This is a genomic window from Aeoliella fuhlenseeensis (assembly GCF_052161615.1).
Classification (GTDB): domain Bacteria; phylum Planctomycetota; class Planctomycetia; order Pirellulales; family Lacipirellulaceae; genus Aeoliella.
In genome coordinates this window covers 4,357,755-4,375,641 of the sequence record NZ_CP197417.1, presented here as the reverse complement: position 1 = coordinate 4,375,641, position 17,887 = coordinate 4,357,755, and the positions used below count along the sequence as shown (strand labels likewise).

The 17,887-nt window shown below is 57.8% G+C and carries 10 protein-coding genes; 2 read left to right on the top strand and 8 right to left on the bottom strand.

All coding sequences use genetic code 11. From position 1 onward, the window contains the following. Position 1: 1 nt before the first annotated feature. The 6 genes from eat to SH292x_RS17035 all read right to left on the bottom strand — a co-directional run bounded on the left by eat (position 2) and on the right by SH292x_RS17035 (position 8,710). Positions 2 to 1,435 carry an ethanolamine permease gene (gene eat, locus SH292x_RS17060; protein WP_442482220.1) on the bottom strand — a complete coding sequence of 478 codons (1,434 nt, stop codon included), beginning with the start codon at positions 1,433 to 1,435 and terminating at the stop codon, positions 2 to 4. Further along, positions 1,432 to 3,261, bottom strand: coding sequence for a hypothetical protein (locus tag SH292x_RS17055; protein ID WP_442482219.1), 1,830 nt, complete (start codon positions 3,259 to 3,261; stop codon positions 1,432 to 1,434). Before SH292x_RS17055 ends, eat begins: the two co-directional genes overlap by 4 nt. Before the next feature lie 296 nt (positions 3,262 to 3,557). Beyond that, positions 3,558 to 4,190 carry a hypothetical protein gene (locus tag SH292x_RS17050; RefSeq protein ID WP_442482218.1) on the bottom strand — a complete coding sequence of 211 codons (633 nt, stop codon included), beginning with the start codon at positions 4,188 to 4,190 and terminating at the stop codon, positions 3,558 to 3,560. A gap of 62 nt (positions 4,191 to 4,252) precedes the next feature. Further along, positions 4,253 to 5,260, bottom strand: a complete 1,008-nt coding sequence (locus SH292x_RS17045) for an alpha/beta hydrolase family protein (RefSeq protein ID WP_442482217.1) — start codon at positions 5,258 to 5,260, stop codon at positions 4,253 to 4,255. A gap of 186 nt (positions 5,261 to 5,446) precedes the next feature. Continuing rightward, positions 5,447 to 7,738, bottom strand: a complete 2,292-nt coding sequence (locus SH292x_RS17040; protein ID WP_442482216.1) for a DUF1559 family PulG-like putative transporter — start codon at positions 7,736 to 7,738, stop codon at positions 5,447 to 5,449. 96 nt (positions 7,739 to 7,834) lie between these two features. Continuing rightward, positions 7,835 to 8,710 (bottom strand): hypothetical protein, encoded by an 876-nt coding sequence (locus SH292x_RS17035; RefSeq protein WP_442482215.1) that lies wholly within the window; start codon positions 8,708 to 8,710, stop codon positions 7,835 to 7,837. A 332-nt stretch (positions 8,711 to 9,042) separates the two neighbouring features. Between SH292x_RS17035 and SH292x_RS17030 the strand changes: the two genes are divergently transcribed. Together SH292x_RS17030 and SH292x_RS17025 are read left to right on the top strand one after the other, a co-directional pair. Continuing rightward, complete coding sequence (locus tag SH292x_RS17030; RefSeq protein WP_442482214.1) at positions 9,043 to 9,564, top strand: sigma-70 family RNA polymerase sigma factor; 522 nt, start codon at positions 9,043 to 9,045, stop codon at positions 9,562 to 9,564. An 18-nt stretch (positions 9,565 to 9,582) separates the two neighbouring features. After that, positions 9,583 to 11,028, top strand: a complete 1,446-nt coding sequence (locus SH292x_RS17025; protein ID WP_442482213.1) for a FecR domain-containing protein — start codon at positions 9,583 to 9,585, stop codon at positions 11,026 to 11,028. Between the two features lie 622 nt (positions 11,029 to 11,650). Here SH292x_RS17025 and SH292x_RS17020 read toward each other — a convergent pair. Together SH292x_RS17020 and SH292x_RS17015 are read right to left on the bottom strand one after the other, a co-directional pair. Further along, entirely contained in the window at positions 11,651 to 13,819 is a 2,169-nt protein-coding gene (locus tag SH292x_RS17020; RefSeq protein WP_442482212.1) for an alpha-L-rhamnosidase-related protein, read from the bottom strand. After that, positions 13,819 to 17,799 (bottom strand): BNR-4 repeat-containing protein, encoded by a 3,981-nt coding sequence (locus SH292x_RS17015; protein ID WP_442482211.1) that lies wholly within the window; start codon positions 17,797 to 17,799, stop codon positions 13,819 to 13,821. The genes SH292x_RS17020 and SH292x_RS17015 overlap by 1 nt, the downstream gene beginning before the upstream one ends. Between the last annotated feature and the right edge of the window lie 88 nt (positions 17,800 to 17,887).

Below are 17,887 nucleotides of genomic sequence, written 5' to 3'. Positions count from 1 at the left end.
CTCAACTTTGTTCGGCCAGAGAGATAACGGCGAACTCTTCTTCGGGTGCCTGGGCAACCAATCGATGTCGGCTGTAGAAGCCGAAGTAGGCTACCATGGTAGCATAGAATAGCGCGCTCCATAGAGCTGCCTCGCCTCCCATCGCGAAGGTCGATGCGAACGCAACCAGCGAAAGCGCGCAAGCGACGCCCGATGTCACGACTCCCCCAGGGGTTCTGAAGGGCCGATGAAGCTTAGGTTCTTTGAGACGCAGGACAATGTGCGAAAGTGTCATAAGAAAATAGGAAATGGTGGCGCCAAACACCGCCATCGTGATCATCATGTCCCCCTTGCCGGTCAAGGATAGCAGAAAGCCGATCACCCCGGGGACGATGAGAGCCCAGGTTGGAACCTTGCGTTCCCCAGTAATCGACAACACCCGCGGCAGGTAGCCCGCTCGCGAAAGGGCAAACACTTGGCGGGAGTAGGCGTAGATAATCGAGAAGAAGGACGCAATCAGGCCACACAACCCGACTACATTCACGAAGCCAGCAATCAGCGACTCGTGGCCGTAAAGGTGCCGAAGCGCTCCGACCAGCGGAGCACCGTGAGCCTTCATTTGATCCGCTCCGGCAACACCTGGTACTAGCACCAATACCAAGGCACCAATGACCACTAGCGCCAACATGGCTGTTACCATGCCGCGCGAGAGGTCGGTGGTGGGGTTCTTCGCTTCCTCGGCAGCGAGTGGAACGCCCTCGACTGCCAGGAACAGCCACATCGCGAACGGAATGGCGGACCAGATGCCGTAGTAACCAAAAGGCAAGAACCACGTGCCAGTACCACCATCAGTAGAGTCTGGCGGAATGTTGAAAAGCAGGCTGGCATTGAAGTAAGGCAAAGCTGCGACGACAAACACCACAATCGCCAGCACGGCCAGAGTGGTGATGCCCATCATGATCTTCAGGGCCTCACCAGCGCCCCATAGATGAATCCCGACAAACACGAAGTAGAACAGCGCGTACACTGCCGGTCCGTCGACTCCTATTAGTTCCTTCGTGTAGCTGCCAATGAAGATGACAATGGCGGCGGGGGCAATCGCATATTCGAGAAGAATGGCGGTACCCGTCAGATAGCCACCCCAGGGCCCCAACGCCCGGCGAGCGAAGCTGTATCCTCCACCGGCCGTTGGAAGCGATGTGGAAAGTTCCGCCAAGGTGAAGACCAAGCACAGGTACATGATCGCCATCACGATCACGGCGATCAACATGCCGCCGAACCCGCCGTGCGCCAGACCGAAGTTCCAGCCAGCAAAGTCGCCGGAGATAACGTACGAAACTCCAAGACTAGCAAGCAGTATCCAGCCGGCGGCCCCAGACTTCAGCTCGCGCTGGCTTAGATAGTCGGCATCCACCTGTTCGTACTGCACCGCCTGTGAAGTACTACTGCTGCTCATGATTGGTTTCTCATCTTCCCGCGCGGCCAACCGGCTTCATTTTGTCTCTGCTTCCCATTGCGAGTTAGGGCCATCAAGGTCAGTAGAGCCAAGCCGAACATGGCGAACGCGGGAGATTCAGGAATCGGATTGGGGAATCGCGAGGACAAAGACGTGGAAGAACCGAAACTTGATCGCCAGTACAAATAATCCTCGGCGTCGACCTCTCCAGGTGTGGCAGCCAGGGGGTTGGAGCCGGGCAAAGCGACCGATGCACCCAGATTGTCTCGCCAGACGGTGTAATCCGCAAGATTAACAACACCATCGCTGTTGTAGTCGCCTGGCGTGGCACCAGCAATCACTTGGATCGAATCAACGATCAACGTAGCCGGTGTGGACTCGTTCAAATCGAAACTCTGCACGAACAACTGCGTGTAGTTGCCTAGAGAAGCCGTATCGAATCCTTGAGGAAACGACGACCAGGGAATGAAAGGCGAGGAAAAGCCTCCCCCCGCGGTGCCGCCGACTTCGACTTGAATTCCCTCTTGTGAGAACGTAAAGGACAGTTCGGCGGCGCCTCCACTGTACCCCGCGAGTGTTCCGACAACCAGTCGATCCGTGGCCGCGTTAAATCCTCCGCCATCGTCGGCATTAATGAGCAGTTCGTTGGTGGCAACGTTGACCAGAAGGCCAAGATGGGCCCCGCGACTGGCAATGTCGCTCGTTAGGAACACTCCAAAAGCGTTGTCTGAGGAAGCTTGTCGGACTGCCATCGTCACCGTTGTGGAGGCCGATGCCTGTGCGTTAAAGGGTTGGTTGTAGTAAATAGATGCAATGGCCGGGCCTTGAATTACCACCGCGCCGTTGTACTCGGCGGCAACGGCCCCCGCCCCGTTGGCTGGATCCGCGTTCCAGCCAGCCGGAAAACTTCCAGACTGATTGTTAAATAGGTCTTCAATCGGAAGCGAGGCTCGCGGAGGTGGGCTGATCCCCAATACGGGGCTTATCGTATTCGCCAGCAGGTTAGTCGAGATTTGGTGTCCTCGATGCGACGAATCGAGCACATGCTCCCACTCGCCCGCACCTAAGGATGCCACGCGATTGGAAACAATATCCTTATAGGAACTCGAGTGCGTGCCACTGAAGCAACAGTTGTCGAACTCGTTGCTCACCATAATCTGTTGTCGCCCCGGTCCGTAACCACCGAGGGCGTAGATCTCCAGCCAGGTGGCGACACCACCCCCGCTGCCGTTAGGCAGGATGTTTTCGTTGAAGAGTGGGGAGTAGTTCTGTTCGGCATCCCCAATGTCCGAACCTCCGCCGAGGGCGTTGCGAACATACAGCGGCGAACTGCCCGCTACCGGGATACTGAGGTCGATCCGCTCGTCCACCGCGGCCATCATGCTGGTAGTCCAACCTCCTCCCGACAACCCCATCATGCTGATCTGTTCGAGGTCTGGATTGGTTGCCGTCACGTAATTAATAGCCTGGACCACTGGCTCAAGAAAAAGACGAAACCCCCATCCACCGTTCGCGGGACCCGTGTTCACAATCATCTGGTCGTGCGAGCCAAAAGTTAGAGCGCCCTGCCCGGGGAGGTTGGCAGTGGTGTCGGTGTTCCAGCCGTAAAGGGGCATCTCCATGGTCAGGACGGTGAAGCCTTCGGCCAGAAGATGATTGGCTGTCGCACCCACTCCACCAAGCAGAGTGTTGGCGTGTCCCTGATAGACGATCGCCAAGCGATTGCTATTGGCGAGGTTCTTCGGATGCATCAGGTAAGAAGACTGGTGAAAATCCCACCCCGACACGTTAGCGCTCAAGCGGTCGATACGCGCAATGTTGGACATCGAAATGTCGATTGCTTGCGTGGGTAACGGCACGTTCTGAATCACTGCAGGCAATGTGCCCGTCGGTAGTGGCGCATCCCAGATGAAGTCGATAAGCAAATCGCGGCGCCCGTCCGCCTCTTCGGCCGTCGTGAATCGAATCTGATTGGCAGGATTGTTATTGGTGGGAAGTTGAGCGTCGGCTCGTTGTCCAGTGAAAAAAGCTACCAATAACGCAACCAACAAGATTGCAGGTCGAGACGTGCAGTGTGAATAAATAGTAGCGTACGACATCGCCTGCATAGTACCAGTGGACCTTAGGGTGCCAGATCAAAATTTGCGTCACGCGACTCGGGCGAGTTTGGCTCGACTTCCATTCCGAGTTGGGTGTCGGTGTTGTACCGAGCGGGAACGGCACCTGGGGATCCAGCCTTTGATATCTCGATTCGATAGAAACCCGATTGCACGCCGCGCTCGTCACGCTCATTCGAGATCTGCATCACGGCGACGCCATGCTTATTGGTCGTTCCCACCGCCGGCTTGAGGTTGGGACCAAGGAACTCCTCTGGCACAAGTCGCACAGTTGCATCGGCAAGAGGTTTTCCTGCGAGCTTGATACGAAGAGTAACGGGCATCAACCCGACTCGCGACTCTTGCCACGCAGCCAATCGCTGGTTGAGTTCGTCTTTTGAAATGCGGCGATCTTCATTGGTATCAATTCTCGGAAGGGCGGCTCGCAAGGGTGGCGACTGATCGAGTTCGGTCTCTTCCAGCTCCCCATCGCCATTGGAATCGAACGCGGTAATGGCGGCTGCCGCCGCGTTCGCATCGACAGCTGGCGGCGCAATCCGTTGGGGCGAATCGGAGCACCCGGGGCTGCAAAGAGCCCCGAGTGCCCACGATGATGCCAAAATAAGTGAGGGCAACGGTATTCGAGATCGGTTGAGCATAACGTCACTGCTTCCAAGCGAAGCTTTGTAAGAGGAGAGTCCACCATAGAATCGTTGACGCACTAGTCTTGAAGATGCTTGTCGAAAAATGCCGCACCCTCGGCGCTCTGATAGACATGGCCATCGGAATGAATGCTAAGCGTCGCCAAGTGTCCGTTGGAGCCGACAGCATACGCTTGCTGGATGTCGTCCATCGCGCGATAGGCGAGGTTCGGCGGGAAGCCACCAGGCTCGCGCTCCTTCGCCCCAATCTGACACAGCAATGCACGCGGAGCGATGAGCGCGTATATGTCGCTGAAAGTGAAGTTGTCCGAGAAGCCAGGGAAATCCCAGCACATGCAGTGACCATCTTGCATATTCTCAACGGTAGTTAGAAAGCCAGAGCTTACCGTTCCCTTCATGCGTGGGTCCATGGCACCCAGCCACATCGCCATCTCGCCTCCAAGTGAAAGTCCGCCACAACCCAAACGGTCGGCGTCGACCTGGTCAAGCGTGGTGAGGTAGTCGGTGCAACGAATGAGGTCCCACAATCGCTCGCCCATCAGAGTGCGACCTTCTTCATAGACTTCATGCTGACCGACATCGGTGGAAATGGTGACGTAGCCTCGCTCCGCCAAGTCCTTGGCAAATCCCCGATAAAGCGAAGCCGGATCGTGAACCACCTGGCGAGTTCCACCGTGGCCGTGAATGCAGACTACGGCGGCCGATTTGCCTTCTGTTTTAGGTCGAGTCAGAATCGCCTTGATGCGACGGTCGGGAGTGGAGTTGAGTTCGATCTCCTCCAAAACGTAGGTGCCTTTGTCTTCACTTGAAAGCACTTTGGCTTCGAAAGGAATTGAGTCTAGATCCTTCGACCTGTCATCCATCAGATCGGTAAGGTGCATGCGATCGAACAGGAACTTCCGCGTCCCGTCTTGCCACGCCCTGAGCGCCTCGGGTGAATCGCCCATGAACTTGCGGCGGTGAGTTTCGCCGGCAGAGTCTGCACTGCTCGAGGGAATTGTCGACCCAAACGCTAGGGCGGCTAGCAGCACGGCACCTAGACTCAGACAACGTTGACTCAATCGCATTTATCTACTCCACGTAACAAGAAGGGAAGCTGAACAAAGTGGGGAGGGGGTTGCGGAGAGGTCTTTAGGCGAGTGAGAAGGCCACTCGCTTAGGACACCGCCGCAAACTATTCGTGCACACCTTAAGCGAGAACGTGCTGCCGGAAGCACCCGCTGTGGCTAAAGCATCGAGCTGGAACGTTCATGCTAGAAGGCGGACGATACGACGGATTCGCCGTCATTTCGACCCGAGAGGCGTTCATGGGTGGAGAGGTCGAGGTCGTAGGAGAGCGCCTGTACGCTCCCGTCGCACATGCTCATATTCAGCACGCCCGGATGTGCGCTGCCGAAAATGTAGTAGTTGCTAAAGCCGGCCTGATCTTGTCGCGGCGGCCCATCGGCGGACCAACGAATGGTGTCCCAGTCGAGGCCTGTGAATGTAGTTTCGTTATCGCCTAGATCTTGTCCTGTTTGATAGTGATCGGGATCGAGGTACTTTTCGCCAATTAGGTAGGTGTTTGTGGTGCCATCGGTGATCCGGCGAAGTTCCAGGCTCGAGGCGAAGCAAAACACCCCATCGCAGTTCTTATTGTCGGGCCAGCGAAAGCTGGTACCTCGGTCGAGGGCTTTGGCTGCGATGGCCGCACTGTTGCTAGTAGAAGGTGCCCAGCTAAATTCGCCCGCACTCGAGTTCGGGCGATAGGTCCCTCCGTTGCCGGCGTAATCGTTCTTACCAACAGGCGTGCCTGCCTCCAATGGTGCATTGCGAAAGCCGCCGCCGCAGGGATACGGCAATACGGGGCGACGAGACGGACAGTAATAGTTGGGGACGGCGTAGGTCAACAGTTCCTTGGTTGCCTGAATCTTAGCCGTGGTGTCGAGCCCTGCGCCGAGCGATCGCAGTTGTGAGTCTTCGATGAAGGGAGCGATGCCATACGGCCAGCTTCCCGGCTGGTACTTGTCGTAACCCGCGTCCGGGTCCCCAACCCAGTAGTACACCCACCCCCCGGCTGGCATGGCCTTGTGAGCACTTTCGTAGTTCAGAGAAGCCAGCGCCATTTGCTTGAGTTGATTCATGCACTGGGCGCGCCGCGCGGCCTCGCGAGCTGCTTGAACGGCGGGAAGTAAAAGGGCCACCAAGATGCCAATGATGGCGATTACAACAAGCAACTCAACCAACGTGAATCCGCGTTGGCCGCGTGATAGTGAGACAATGCCACCGGTGGAACTGTGCTTGGACAGCCGATCAGCATGCAGCGACCTTCGCGGCTTGCTTACGTGATTCGACGCGCCCTGCCTCATGCGATGCAAGGAGATTCCTACGCATGCAAGTCCTAGAATGACGAAGGCTGCGGGCTCGGGGACATTGGTGGAACCCAAGACGCTTCCCGGTTCGCCCTGCCCAAAGTTCGACTTCCATAGCCCATAATCTTCCGTATCAATGACGCCGTTATTATCCCCGTCGGCCGGCAGATCGCTGCCCACGGCACCCAGCGAGTCTCGCCACACGGTGTAATCAGCAAGATTGACAACCCCGTCCGCATTGTAGTCGCCCACCACTTCAGGATTCTCAACGGCTTCGTAGTTGATTACGACCCCGGCAAGGGTTGTCCGAGCAAATGCACCTTCGTCATCAAGGTACTCGTTGAAACCGGAAAGTGTGATAGTGAGTGTGTCGCCTGTGAAGCTGGTGGTTGTAGTCCCTTGGCCGGCAATGGAGATGTAGGGGCTCGCAGGATCCGCGTCGAAAGGTGACCACCAACTGGGACGATCGGGGAGGAGATCAAAGCCTACTGTTTCCGATCCACCAGCGTTATCTGTGATCGTTGCGGGTGTGAACGCCTCGACGACTGCGCCATTTTGGGCCGAAGCAAGTACTGTAACCCCGTAAGAACTGGCGATACCTGATAGACCCGATATTGTCACGACAATGTCGTTCTTACCCCATCCGGTGTATTCACCCTCCCCCGAGGCAAACATGAACCCCGCCAAAACCGCGTGGTCGCCGGATACCGGCACTCCATTATCAGGTGCCAATTGCGGTGGATCCAGTTGAATGTAATGCCCTTCCGCATCGAGTAACCGCTCGCCGAATTCGTCGGTCTGAAAAATGTAACGATTGGCGTTCGCGAATCCATAGGCTGAGAAGGTGTAGGCGTCGGCGGCCCCAGTCTCCGGCATCGCCGAGGAATAGGCGATGTTCACCGCCCCCCCACCCATCGAAGCAGGGCTGAAGCTTACACTCGACGGAGACCCCGGGATCTGGCTTGTGTTCGCGTAGGGACCAGGTTCATACCAGTCGGCTCCTACGACTCCGAAGGCCGACTCATAGGCCCCCGCTCCATGAGCGCCAACTTGATTGACGTAGTACGGGCCCCAACCGCCGGTGCCGGCTGAGAAGTTAATCCCGAAGCTCTTCGCATGACAGTCTGACAATGGGGGTAACAGCAGCGACGAAATTATTCCCGCGACAAGAGTAAACGCGTGAGCGGATCGCATAAGATTCTCCATAACATTTCGCCTGAAAAGATTGAGTCTTAAACCTTCCCCCCTGCCGCCGAGCTGCCACTTGGGCGGCAAGGAGGAAGGCAGGTGTTAGCAACTCATTTGCGACCCAGTCCGCCGGACCGCCAACAAAACAGTCACCGCCAGAAGGGATAGATAAGCGAAGGCACTCGGCTCCGGCACTGGCGTGAAATCGATGATCACTCCAGCAAGCGAGGTGCGCTGGTAGGGTCGGTTAGAATTGCTTCCGAGCTCGTTGAATCCGTGGAGTTCGATGGTGACCGAGTCCCCATCGAACATCAGTAGCGACGAGCTGGCCAAGGCACCACTCGATTGCCATGGGGCCCCAGTCCACCACAGCGGAGTCTCCGGCATCAGCGTGAAGGAGAGTATCTCCTCATTCCCCTGACTGTCCGACACTTCGGCATCCGTAAAGGAATCCACGGTCCATTCCGACGACGCCATCAATCTGACCGTATAGCCCTTCGTTAGATCGGCAATGCCTGACAATCCACTGACCGTAACGATGATCGGATGGGCCGGCGCATCGCTGGCGTATTCTCCGGGGCCAGTTGCAAAAAGAAATCCGCTCAGCACCGCATCTTCGCCGCTTGCTGGGTCTCCACCGGCAGGGACGCCCGGTTGATTCGCATGTGCCCAGCCGTAGGCGACTCCCGGAGGACCATCCGGAAACGACTGCCATGCAATCGTAACATCCGCGCCGTGGGATCCATGAACACCGCTGCCTACCTGGACCGCTCCTGGCTCGAACCAGTGCTCGGCCGGCACACCAAAAGCACTTGCTGGAGTTTCTGCAGCCACCGACGCGGGGCCATAACCGCCTCGGTCCGTTTGAAAATTGATGCCAAGGGAAGCACCAATCGCCGGGGCGACAGAGCTCACTACGGCCAGCAACGAAAAGAAGAACACATTCCAGCCAGACGTTCCGCAACCGAATCTACTCATGAGATCAGCCCTTCCAGAGATGCCTACGGATTGCCGCACCAAGAATTGGACGAAACTTGGTCGGACCTCGCCTGTGTTCAGGAAGATTTAGACATCGCGTGAAATAAAGTGGCGCGTGTTTCTTTCAGATTTTTGAAATCTTGAGAAAACGATCGTCAAATCTCAGTTGTTCACGAGGAAATATAGGCAGGGGATGGCGGCCTGCTACAAAGGGGGGCCGATATCGGTAGACACGGTCGACAAACCATGCGGACATCGGCACCCAAGAAGAGTTAAGGCGGTTGGATTATGGAACGTTGCTAGCCCACTTCACCACGCCACGGAAACCCACGATGGATGACAGAATTCAGTACACGTCCTTCGTCGAGCAACTCACAGCCAACCAGCATTTGCTGTATTCCTACATTAACACGTTGCTTGCGGGCGACGCGAATGTCCGCGATGTTTTGCAAGAAACAAACATGGAGCTCTGGCGCAAGGCTGATCTCTATGATCCCGGTCGGCCCTTCTTAGCCTGGGCTTACCGATTCGCCTATTACAGAGTGCTGGAATACCGACGCAGCCAACGCACGTCTAAAGTTGTGTTCTCTGACGATCTCCTCAGTCGTGTCGAACAAGCCTGTCAGCAATTCACCACCGATACGAACGATCGGCTCTTGGCGCTGCGGGTATGCCTTGGCGAGCTGCAGCCACACCAACAAGACTTAGTACGCCTGAAATATGAGGAACGATGCTCGTCAACGGACATCTCTCGGCGATTAGGTATCACCGAAGCCCAAATCGGGGGTCGGCTCTATCGATTGCGGCGACTTCTCCACCAATGTGTAAGTCGCCGAGTTCAAGCGGTCATTTAGTAATAAGCCTATCTATTCATGCCTAAGACATTACAGCAGGTCATTGCCGAACTCATTGAGAGACCCAACGATGACGAAGCTCGTGAGCAGTTATCGCAGTTAATTACCGCGCAGCCAGAGCTGATTAACGAGTATGCCGAGCAGTGGCATGCTCACAGCCTACTGGAATGGACGCACAGCCATTCAGGGAATGTCGTCGATCTGCAGCCGGTCTCGCCGGCTGCGCCAATTTGGCATGACCCTGAAAGACAAGTGTTGCTCAGGACCACCGAGTTCTCGCCCACTCTCTTGCGTCGCACATCCTTCGTCATCGTGGCATCTTTGCTTGGCGTCGCGATTGGCATTTGGTCACTCCACTACTGGAACACCTCGGGGCAACTTATCTCGGCAAGAAACATCGTGTGGGAGCACGAGTCTCAGTCGCCGACGGCCGGCGGAAGGTTTCGCAAGGGAGTTCTCGCAGCTACCTCGGGTTCGTGCGAGTTGCAATTGAACTCAGGCGTGGAGCTGAGCCTTGAAGGAGCGTTTCGACTAGATATCGTCAACGACATGCTCGTTGAGCTCCGCTATGGACAAGTGAGAGCTCAAGTCCCGCCGAACGCGAAAGGCTTCTCGATCGACACTCCCGATTCCTTGCTAGTCGATCAGGGTACCGAGTTTGGTGTGAATGCCGAAACAGGGAAAGGCACGAAAGTGGTGGTCTTCCGTGGCGAGGTCGATGTACGCGGGAAGGAAGTGACTCAGCAAGAACCTTTGCGGCGTTTAACCCAGGGCGAAGCGGCTCAAGTGCGCGTCGGTCGAGACTATCTCAATCGTATCACGCAGGTGACTTCGGGAGTTAAGGATCACAGGTGGTCGGCTAACACGAGCCCCAGCACGCTGTTGTCGGTCCGTGACAACATCCGCGGCAGCGATAGCCTCAAGTACTACAATGTAGTCGTCAATGGACTCCACGAAGATGTCCCTGCGTGGGTCGACCGCGTACATCAATGGAACGGAGTAACGACCGATGGCATACCGAAGATCGTGCGAGGTGCCGAATACGTGATGACGTTCAACGAGGATCGATACATCCCGTCATTCGAGATGTGTGTAACGGTCCACCGTCCAGCAATCCTATATGTGTTTGTCGACAATCGTGTCCAGACGATGCCCAGTTGGTTGCTCGCAGATTTCGAGGACACCGGAGAGGAAATCGGATTGGACGAAGGATGGCACGTGTACCACCAACGACAGGCCGCGCTGGGGGCTGGCCAGAGTATCGACCAGTATTTCTCGATCTGGCGCAAGATCGTCGATGAACCTCAGGATATTGTGCTGGGAGGACTTGGCGGTCACCCTAACTTCGGCATGTATGGTTTGGCTGCCACGCCCTATGAAGCTCCGATGGATCCCGCACGGAAAGAGATCGAATCTACCACGTTCACATGCAGCGACCGTCAATACGACAGTGGTGATCAGTAGAGGATCCAGGTGATTGAGAAACGGATGGATATTATGCTTCAACGCATGACTTTGAGGAGCCTATTGCCCACCGAGCATGAGTGCGGTTCGTGTTGATGAAAGGGGCAGTGAACAAGAGCGGGGCCTCCCCCGCAAACGACCCTCGGTAACGATGCACGCGCGAATGCAATTGCAGGACTCGCTAAAAGGAAGGGATTAGCGATTCCGAATTCCACTCCGCCGGGGCAGGTTCCGCGGTGCCACGCAATCAACTCTCCCACCCCCTCATCCTCCACCGCCACATGCAGGTACCCACTGGTAATACTCACGTTCGCATGCCCCGCCGCATCGCGGACGTCGGCTAGCGTCAAAACGGAACATATGGAGAGCAAGGGACTACGCGATTTCGAGTTCCTTACAGCGCCTGTTTTCGGGCCGAGCGCTTTTCGGAATAGAATGCTGTTGGCTAACAGTCTGCGCGAGTTGAGATCGCTCACGCGAGCGCAGCAGGATGGCTAGCGGATTCAACTTGAGCCACTATCGTGGCTTTGATCTCATCCATGATCACAGACTTCTTCGCTTTGATAATACGATCTTCGATGCACAAGGGACTGAACTAGGTTTTACTGGACCACTACACCCGCTAGCGGCAAGTTACGGTCATTTCGCTCTTCCGCTTCACCTGGAACACGTGGCTCCCGGAGCCAATCGATGTAACCCGCCAGTGGCTTCCGTTGATGGGGGCCTCGATTGGAGAGCCGTCGCAGACCACTTCGCCAGGCAGTTCATCGCCGAGCATTGGTAGTTCGACCTGCGCCGTCGTATTCCCCGGAACAGACACCTTCAAGGTGTACCCTGCTGCGGTACGGCGGTAATGGACGTGTACCGCGCCGCGAATCGTCGGCACCTTTGCCTCGAACCATTCCAGGTAGCCGGGGCGAGGCTGGATGTCGATGGCCTCGAAGCCTGGCTTTGCCGGGCGAACGCCCACCAAGTAGCGTGGGATGATGTTCGCCGGTGCGGCACCCCAGGCGTGGTTCCAGTCGAGGTTGGGTTTGAACTCTTGGTCCCACGCCTCGAGCGCGATGGTCGAACCAACGCGAATCATGTTCATCCAGCTCCGCTGGCTGTCGGAGGTCATCAAGTCGAGCGCATGCTGGTCTTGATCGTTGGCATACAGACCCTCAAGTAGAAACTGCGCGGGGTAGACGCTACACGCCATTCCCCGCTGTGCGAGAAGTTGCGTGACGGGGGGCACTCGTTCTTCCGGCACCAATCCAAACGCTAGTGGAAATAGACTCGCGTGCATTGCCGAGTGATCGCTGCCGAGTCCATCAACATATCGAAGTTCCGCGGCGTCCCAGAGTTGGCGGTTAAACTGCGTTGCAAACTTGTCAGCACGCTCGCCGAACTCTTTGGCCTCGGTATTTTTGCCAAGGGCTCGGGCGATGTCCGCCATTCGTCTTAGCGTGATGTAGTGAAACGAATTGACGACGGTATTCACGGGCCGAAAATCGTACCCGTCACGCTCGCCGGCAGGCCAATCGACAATGTCTCGGTAGGGAGGTTGCGAAGTATCGAGAAGCCCGTCAGGTCGCTCGGCGTCGGAGAGCAGCTTCTGGTGCTTAAGCACGTCGTAACTGCTCTCAAGCGACTCGGTGTCGCCCGTGTACTGGTAGTCTTCCCACGCCATTAACACGGAGTGTTGCTTCCACTCGGTGGGCCAGGTGGGATTCTCCAGCAGGTATTCATGCGAGTGGCGCGCTAATGCATATTCCCGATCAACGCAGTAATGCGACAACTGATTGATGTAGGCGTCAGCCTCATAGGGGATACGCTCGCGGTCCCCATCGACATAGATGCCGCAGAACGTCGTGGCCCTAATTGAGTACTTGCAAAGGTCCCAAACAGCGTTCAACCGTGAGTCGGAACATTGAAAGTCGGCCGCGTTGTCGTCGAAGGGATACTCGACGCGTTGTTGAACGAAACATCGGCGACTGAGGCCTTGCGGCAAACCTTCGGCTTCGACGTAACGGAACGGGGCGATCACGCCGATGGACTCGGGCAGAAGGATGGCTTGCCCACTAGTGTTCTGCTTCTGCTGCGGTGGGCGGACATCCATGCTCTTGGTGCCTGCGGGGACTTCGACCTCAACGCGGTAGTAGCGAATGGTCCCGCCGGGCGCGCGATCGATTCTGCCGCCATCGAGTCGTTCGCCGAAGTGAACGCCGAGCTTCGCGTCCCGTTGTGTCGGTCTCGGGAATTGAAGCGTCAGATGCCCGAACGCCGCCTGACCGAAGTCGACGAAGTACGTGTTGTCCTTGCGTTTCTCGGCAGCCACCGCTCGCTTCGGCTGAACGGCCACGGGGTAGACGGAAGTCTTGTAGCTCTCCAACTCCGATGCCATGCGGAATACTTGTGGCTTGGACCAATCCGACTCTTGGCCGTTCTTGCCCCAGTACCGCACCCGCCATTCGTACGTTCCGCCGGGCTCCAGCGTTTCGCCTGCATACTCGATGTTGATGGACTGGCCGCTTGCCACTCGCCCCGAATCCCACACCAACGGTGATTCACTAGTCTTCGGCTCCTCGGCGGAGCGGACTTCGATGTGGTACGCAGACTGCGCTGCCACCGATTCTTCCACCACCCAAGCGAAATCGGGCTGCGGGTCGTAGATCTGGGTGAGGCTTGGCTGAGTAAGGAACTCGCACGAGAGTTCCGTCGGCGCGGCGCTGGCTACGGCGGCCGCGATGCAGCCGACCCACAACGCGAACGATCGGAGAATGTTCAGTGAGATTGTTGTCGTCGGCATCAGTTCGAGGCTCCCTTCGCGGCATTCGTTCGCGCGGCGATCAAGGCGGGCTGCAATCGCTGGCCGAATTGCAGTCGGCCCAGCATAAAAGCGGCCAACAGGCCCATGATCCAAGCCGTGGGTTCGGGGACGCGTGCGGAGACCATATTGGAACCGCTATTACCGGTACCAAAGTTCTGCTTCCAGATCTGGTACTCACCCGCGTCGACGACTCCCGTGCCATCGTTCGTGCTTCCGACTGGCAGCATCGATTCGTCGCCGCCGAGGTTGTCTCGCCAGACCGAGTAGTCGGCGAGGTTCACCATGCCATCACCGTTGAAGTCGCCAAGAATAGTTCCGGCGACATCGGTAATCGACAGGACACCATCCACCAGCAAACTGCTGGTGTCCCAGTACAGGCCGGCGGCGAGCGCCGGTAGCTCCAGCGAGCCGAATGCTCCGGCAGAGGAGGAAAAATCGAGCAGGTCCCAGCTTTGTCCAGCGGCGAGGTCGAGCAGCGGATCCAGCGAGCTGTCCAGAATCACCTGCAGCACGCCCCCCGCCGCAAGCGAGCCGGTGATGTTTAGCTTGTCGTTGGCTCCCGCCGTGGCGATATCGAGTTGCACCAGCGCGCCCGCTTCGAGCAATAAATCGCCATCGACCGTGAACGTGTCCCCTTCCCAGACGGTGATGGGGTTTAGTTTGGCGAAGTTGTCGAACGAGCCCAGCATGCCGCCGGCACTCACGTCGGCGTACAGACCAACCACCGTGCCGTTGTTCGGCGTGCTCGGGGATCGCGTGACGACCACTTGGCGGAGGTTACCAACGTAGTAGCCCGCTTCGTAGGAATTGTCAGACGTGCGAGCAATGAAAAGCCGGTCGTACTCGGGTACCGTTCCCCCGGCGCGGGCGAACTCCGCAGTGCCGTCGAATCCCCGCGAGAGCACTTCGCCGTTATCTCGGGCGTAGATGGAGATGAAGTTGTTGCGGACTAGGTGGGTGGGCGTGCTACCACCGACGTACAAACCGATGTCGCGTTTGCCACCATTGTGTTCGGCGTCGATGGCAATTTCTTCGCCGATGTCGAGGGTGGTGTCATCGCGGACGAGCACGCTTTGCTCGATGCTCTGATAGCTGGTCGTCTCGTAATTCAGCTTCCCACCTGCGATCTGCCAATTCGCCGTGTTGGACCCTCCGGCAACGTTGTCATCGAGAATCACCGTGTGAGTATACTGAGACAACGAGATGCTACTGAAGTCGTCGATTACATCACTCGCCATCACAACGGACGATCGTAGCTTCGTACCGCCGATTTGAAGGGTTGCGCCTGACTCAACGATTACCTGGCCCTCGATTATGCCCGTGACGCCTGCGATCCTCGACTCATTCGAGGCCGTCACGTTGCCCATGACTTTTGACGAACCACCCACGTGCAAGGTTTGTCCAGAGGCGAGGTTAAGGCCACCGTTGAGTTCGGTCGCATCGAGCGTGGCGCTCCCCGATAGACGCACGTTGGTCGACGCCGCGATCGTGGCTTGACCTTCGAGGGCAAGCGTCCCGGCCTCGACGGTGGTGTCGCCGGTGTAGGTGTTTGCTGCACCGGCAAGGGTCACTCGACCGCCACCAGCTACGCGTAGGTTCCCGGAGCCACCAATGCTGCCGCCGGTAAGGGTGTAGTTTTGCGTGGCGTTCCGGAATGTCGTCGAACTGGGTGTGACTACCCCCGCGATCTCCACCTCGTACGTCGCGGCGTCATCGTCGAAATCGACTCGCTCGCCAACGGTGTTACTGAAGTTAGTGTTCGATGCGTTATTGCCAAGGCGGTCCCAGTTCTCCGGGCCACCCGTGCCGTCCCACACTTCGCTTGATGCGCCGTGCCAAGCGATCTTGTTGGTTAGCTTGTTGTACTCAAGCAGATGCAGCGCCGTTCCGATGGGTCCACTGACGCTGTCGCCGTTCTCTTGAACAAAGATTGACACCACGCCGTTCTCGCGTAACCGTGCGTGGTCAAGCCGAGGTTCGCCGACGAAGTCGCGGCCGTCGACATGGACGATCTCCCAGTCCTGCCAGCGCGTGGCCTTCGACGCCGTCGCAATCACCACGTCGCCATTGGTGTAGATGGGGATCACGCCATCGCCATCGCCGGGACCCGGCGATACGTACACGGCGTACAGGTTGCCATCGGCGTCCACGCCGACATCGGGCCGCGATCCAACGGCCCGCTCGGTGGGAAGTTCGTTCCGCAGCCACTGGCCGACCGTTTCGCCTTCGCGAAGCGAGAAGTTGCTGAGTGTCGCGCCGCTGTTGGGCGTCGCGCTACGTTCGTGACTGAAACCAATGCCGCCGATGCCAGGGTTGCCCGGCGTTGCGTAGGGAACCGGCTCGCCTTGCGACTCGCCGTTCAGAAACCACTCGACGGTCCAATGCTCGTCGCGCGTGTCGAGGACCACTTTCATGTCCACTGGCTGCGTAGGGTCGACGAGGTCGCCACTCCAAGTCTGTTTACTCGCCGTTCCCACGCCGAGAAACGCTTCTTGATCGGCATCGGCTTTGTTTCTAGTCAGCATCCAGCCGTAGCCGCGCCCGTTAGAATGCCGCACACCATCCCACGTCTGCGTCCAGTCGCCGGTCGTGGGGTCGGCCGTCATGAACCCGAAACCAACCCAGTTCGACTGGTTGTTGGCGATCGTGGCCTCTGCCGTGTAGACCCTGCCCGCTTCAGGGGCGAAGTCGAGATGGGCCGCTTGGCCGGTCACGCTGCCGCTCACCGTCGTCTCGGCGGCACCGTTGTCGAGAAACGTACTGCCCGTTTGCCACACGCTGTCTCCCAACGATGCGTCCGGCGTTACGCCGTTGAGTGCTGCGCCGCCGCCATCGAAGTACTCGGCGAGTACCTGCGTTCCTGGATCGCGAAAGTAATGGAAGTACGACGACTGTGCGGGGGAGTAACCTTGCACCGAGTTGGCGTTCGCGTCGTTCGCGTGCCACATCAGGGCGTGAACTCCACCGTCGGCATCAACGATTTGCGTCTGCTGGTTCATCACCGAGTTGGTGCGATTCAGCTCTGCAATGGTAATGCCGGGCGAGTTGAGCGTGATCGGACTCCCCGGCGTGCCGACCACTTGGCCGGCGTTGTTCTTCCAGGTGTTGCCACCGTCGTCGCTGTAGGCGTACGCGATGTCGTGGTTGCTTCCACCCGCCGCTTCACGCCAAGTCCAAGTGGTGTGCATGCGGCCGCTGGGGTCGACGTTCAGGCCATTGAGGTACGCGTTGCGGGTGTTCGACGAACCGAGTACGTCGGTGTAAACACCGGTCTGGCCGTTGATGAACTCGTGCGGTGCGTTCCAGGTTGCGGTGGTGCTATCGTACGTGGCAATGTGCAAGTTGCCGTTCCCACTTTTGCCGGTGCGGTACGTCATCAGCGAATCGCCACTCGTTGGATCCTCAATAAAACGCGGATAAGTAACGGGAGTGATCGCAGGCGATACGCCATCGAGCGAACTCTGGACCGGCAGGAAGATACTACTATTCCACGTTCCGCCGGTCGCCGCGCCGGGGTTCGTGCGCATGTACTGCAGTGAGTGGTTGTGGTGATCGAACGAAAGGTGAATCGAGCCATCCCCCGAGACGCCCAGCACCGTCACGTTGTGATTGTCCCACCAAGGAGCGTCACCTCGTTCGAAGTTCTGACCCGTGTCCATCACCTCCCACGTGGTACTGCCCAGTTGTCGCCGGCCGAGATACAGGTCTTCGTTGTTCGGCCCCAGATGATACCAAGTGGCGTACTGGTAGTTGCCAATGGTGACGGTGGCCTCGCTCTGGTGGGCGATGCCATTGATGGCCGGGCCGAACTGCACGCCGCGAGGCTGGAGGAGCGCACCGCTATCGAGGATCATGTCCGCCGACAGCGGTAGTTGGTCCTGCGCGCGGGCCGCTTCGGCTAGGAAGAGCGGCAACGCCAGCGGCGTAACCAACACCAAACTAAGGAAAGTACAACGCATCGATTTCGATTCTCTGGCTCTGTTCCGGGGGGGCGTTTCAAGGGGCGCAGTGGGAGCATCCGCCTTCAGGCAGCTTCTAGCCACCGCG

Excerpts from the sequence above, each read along its gene's own strand:
- SH292x_RS17055 (WP_442482219.1), bottom strand. The coding sequence starts at position 3,261 with ATGTCCAACATTGCGCGTATCGACCGCTTGAGCGCTAACGTGTCGGGG.
- SH292x_RS17040 (WP_442482216.1), bottom strand. The coding sequence starts at position 7,738 with ATGCGATCCGCTCACGCGTTTACTCTTGTCGCGGGAATAATTTCGTCG.
- SH292x_RS17035 (WP_442482215.1), bottom strand. The coding sequence starts at position 8,710 with ATGAGTAGATTCGGTTGCGGAACGTCTGGCTGGAATGTGTTCTTCTTT.
- eat (WP_442482220.1), bottom strand. The coding sequence starts at position 1,435 with ATGAGCAGCAGTAGTACTTCACAGGCGGTGCAGTACGAACAGGTGGAT.
- SH292x_RS17045 (WP_442482217.1), bottom strand. The coding sequence starts at position 5,260 with ATGCGATTGAGTCAACGTTGTCTGAGTCTAGGTGCCGTGCTGCTAGCC.
- SH292x_RS17025 (WP_442482213.1), top strand. The coding sequence starts at position 9,583 with ATGCCTAAGACATTACAGCAGGTCATTGCCGAACTCATTGAGAGACCC.
- SH292x_RS17050 (WP_442482218.1), bottom strand. The coding sequence starts at position 4,190 with ATGCTCAACCGATCTCGAATACCGTTGCCCTCACTTATTTTGGCATCA.
- SH292x_RS17030 (WP_442482214.1), top strand. The coding sequence starts at position 9,043 with ATGGATGACAGAATTCAGTACACGTCCTTCGTCGAGCAACTCACAGCC.
- SH292x_RS17015 (WP_442482211.1), bottom strand. The coding sequence starts at position 17,799 with ATGCGTTGTACTTTCCTTAGTTTGGTGTTGGTTACGCCGCTGGCGTTG.
- SH292x_RS17020 (WP_442482212.1), bottom strand. The coding sequence starts at position 13,819 with ATGCCGACGACAACAATCTCACTGAACATTCTCCGATCGTTCGCGTTG.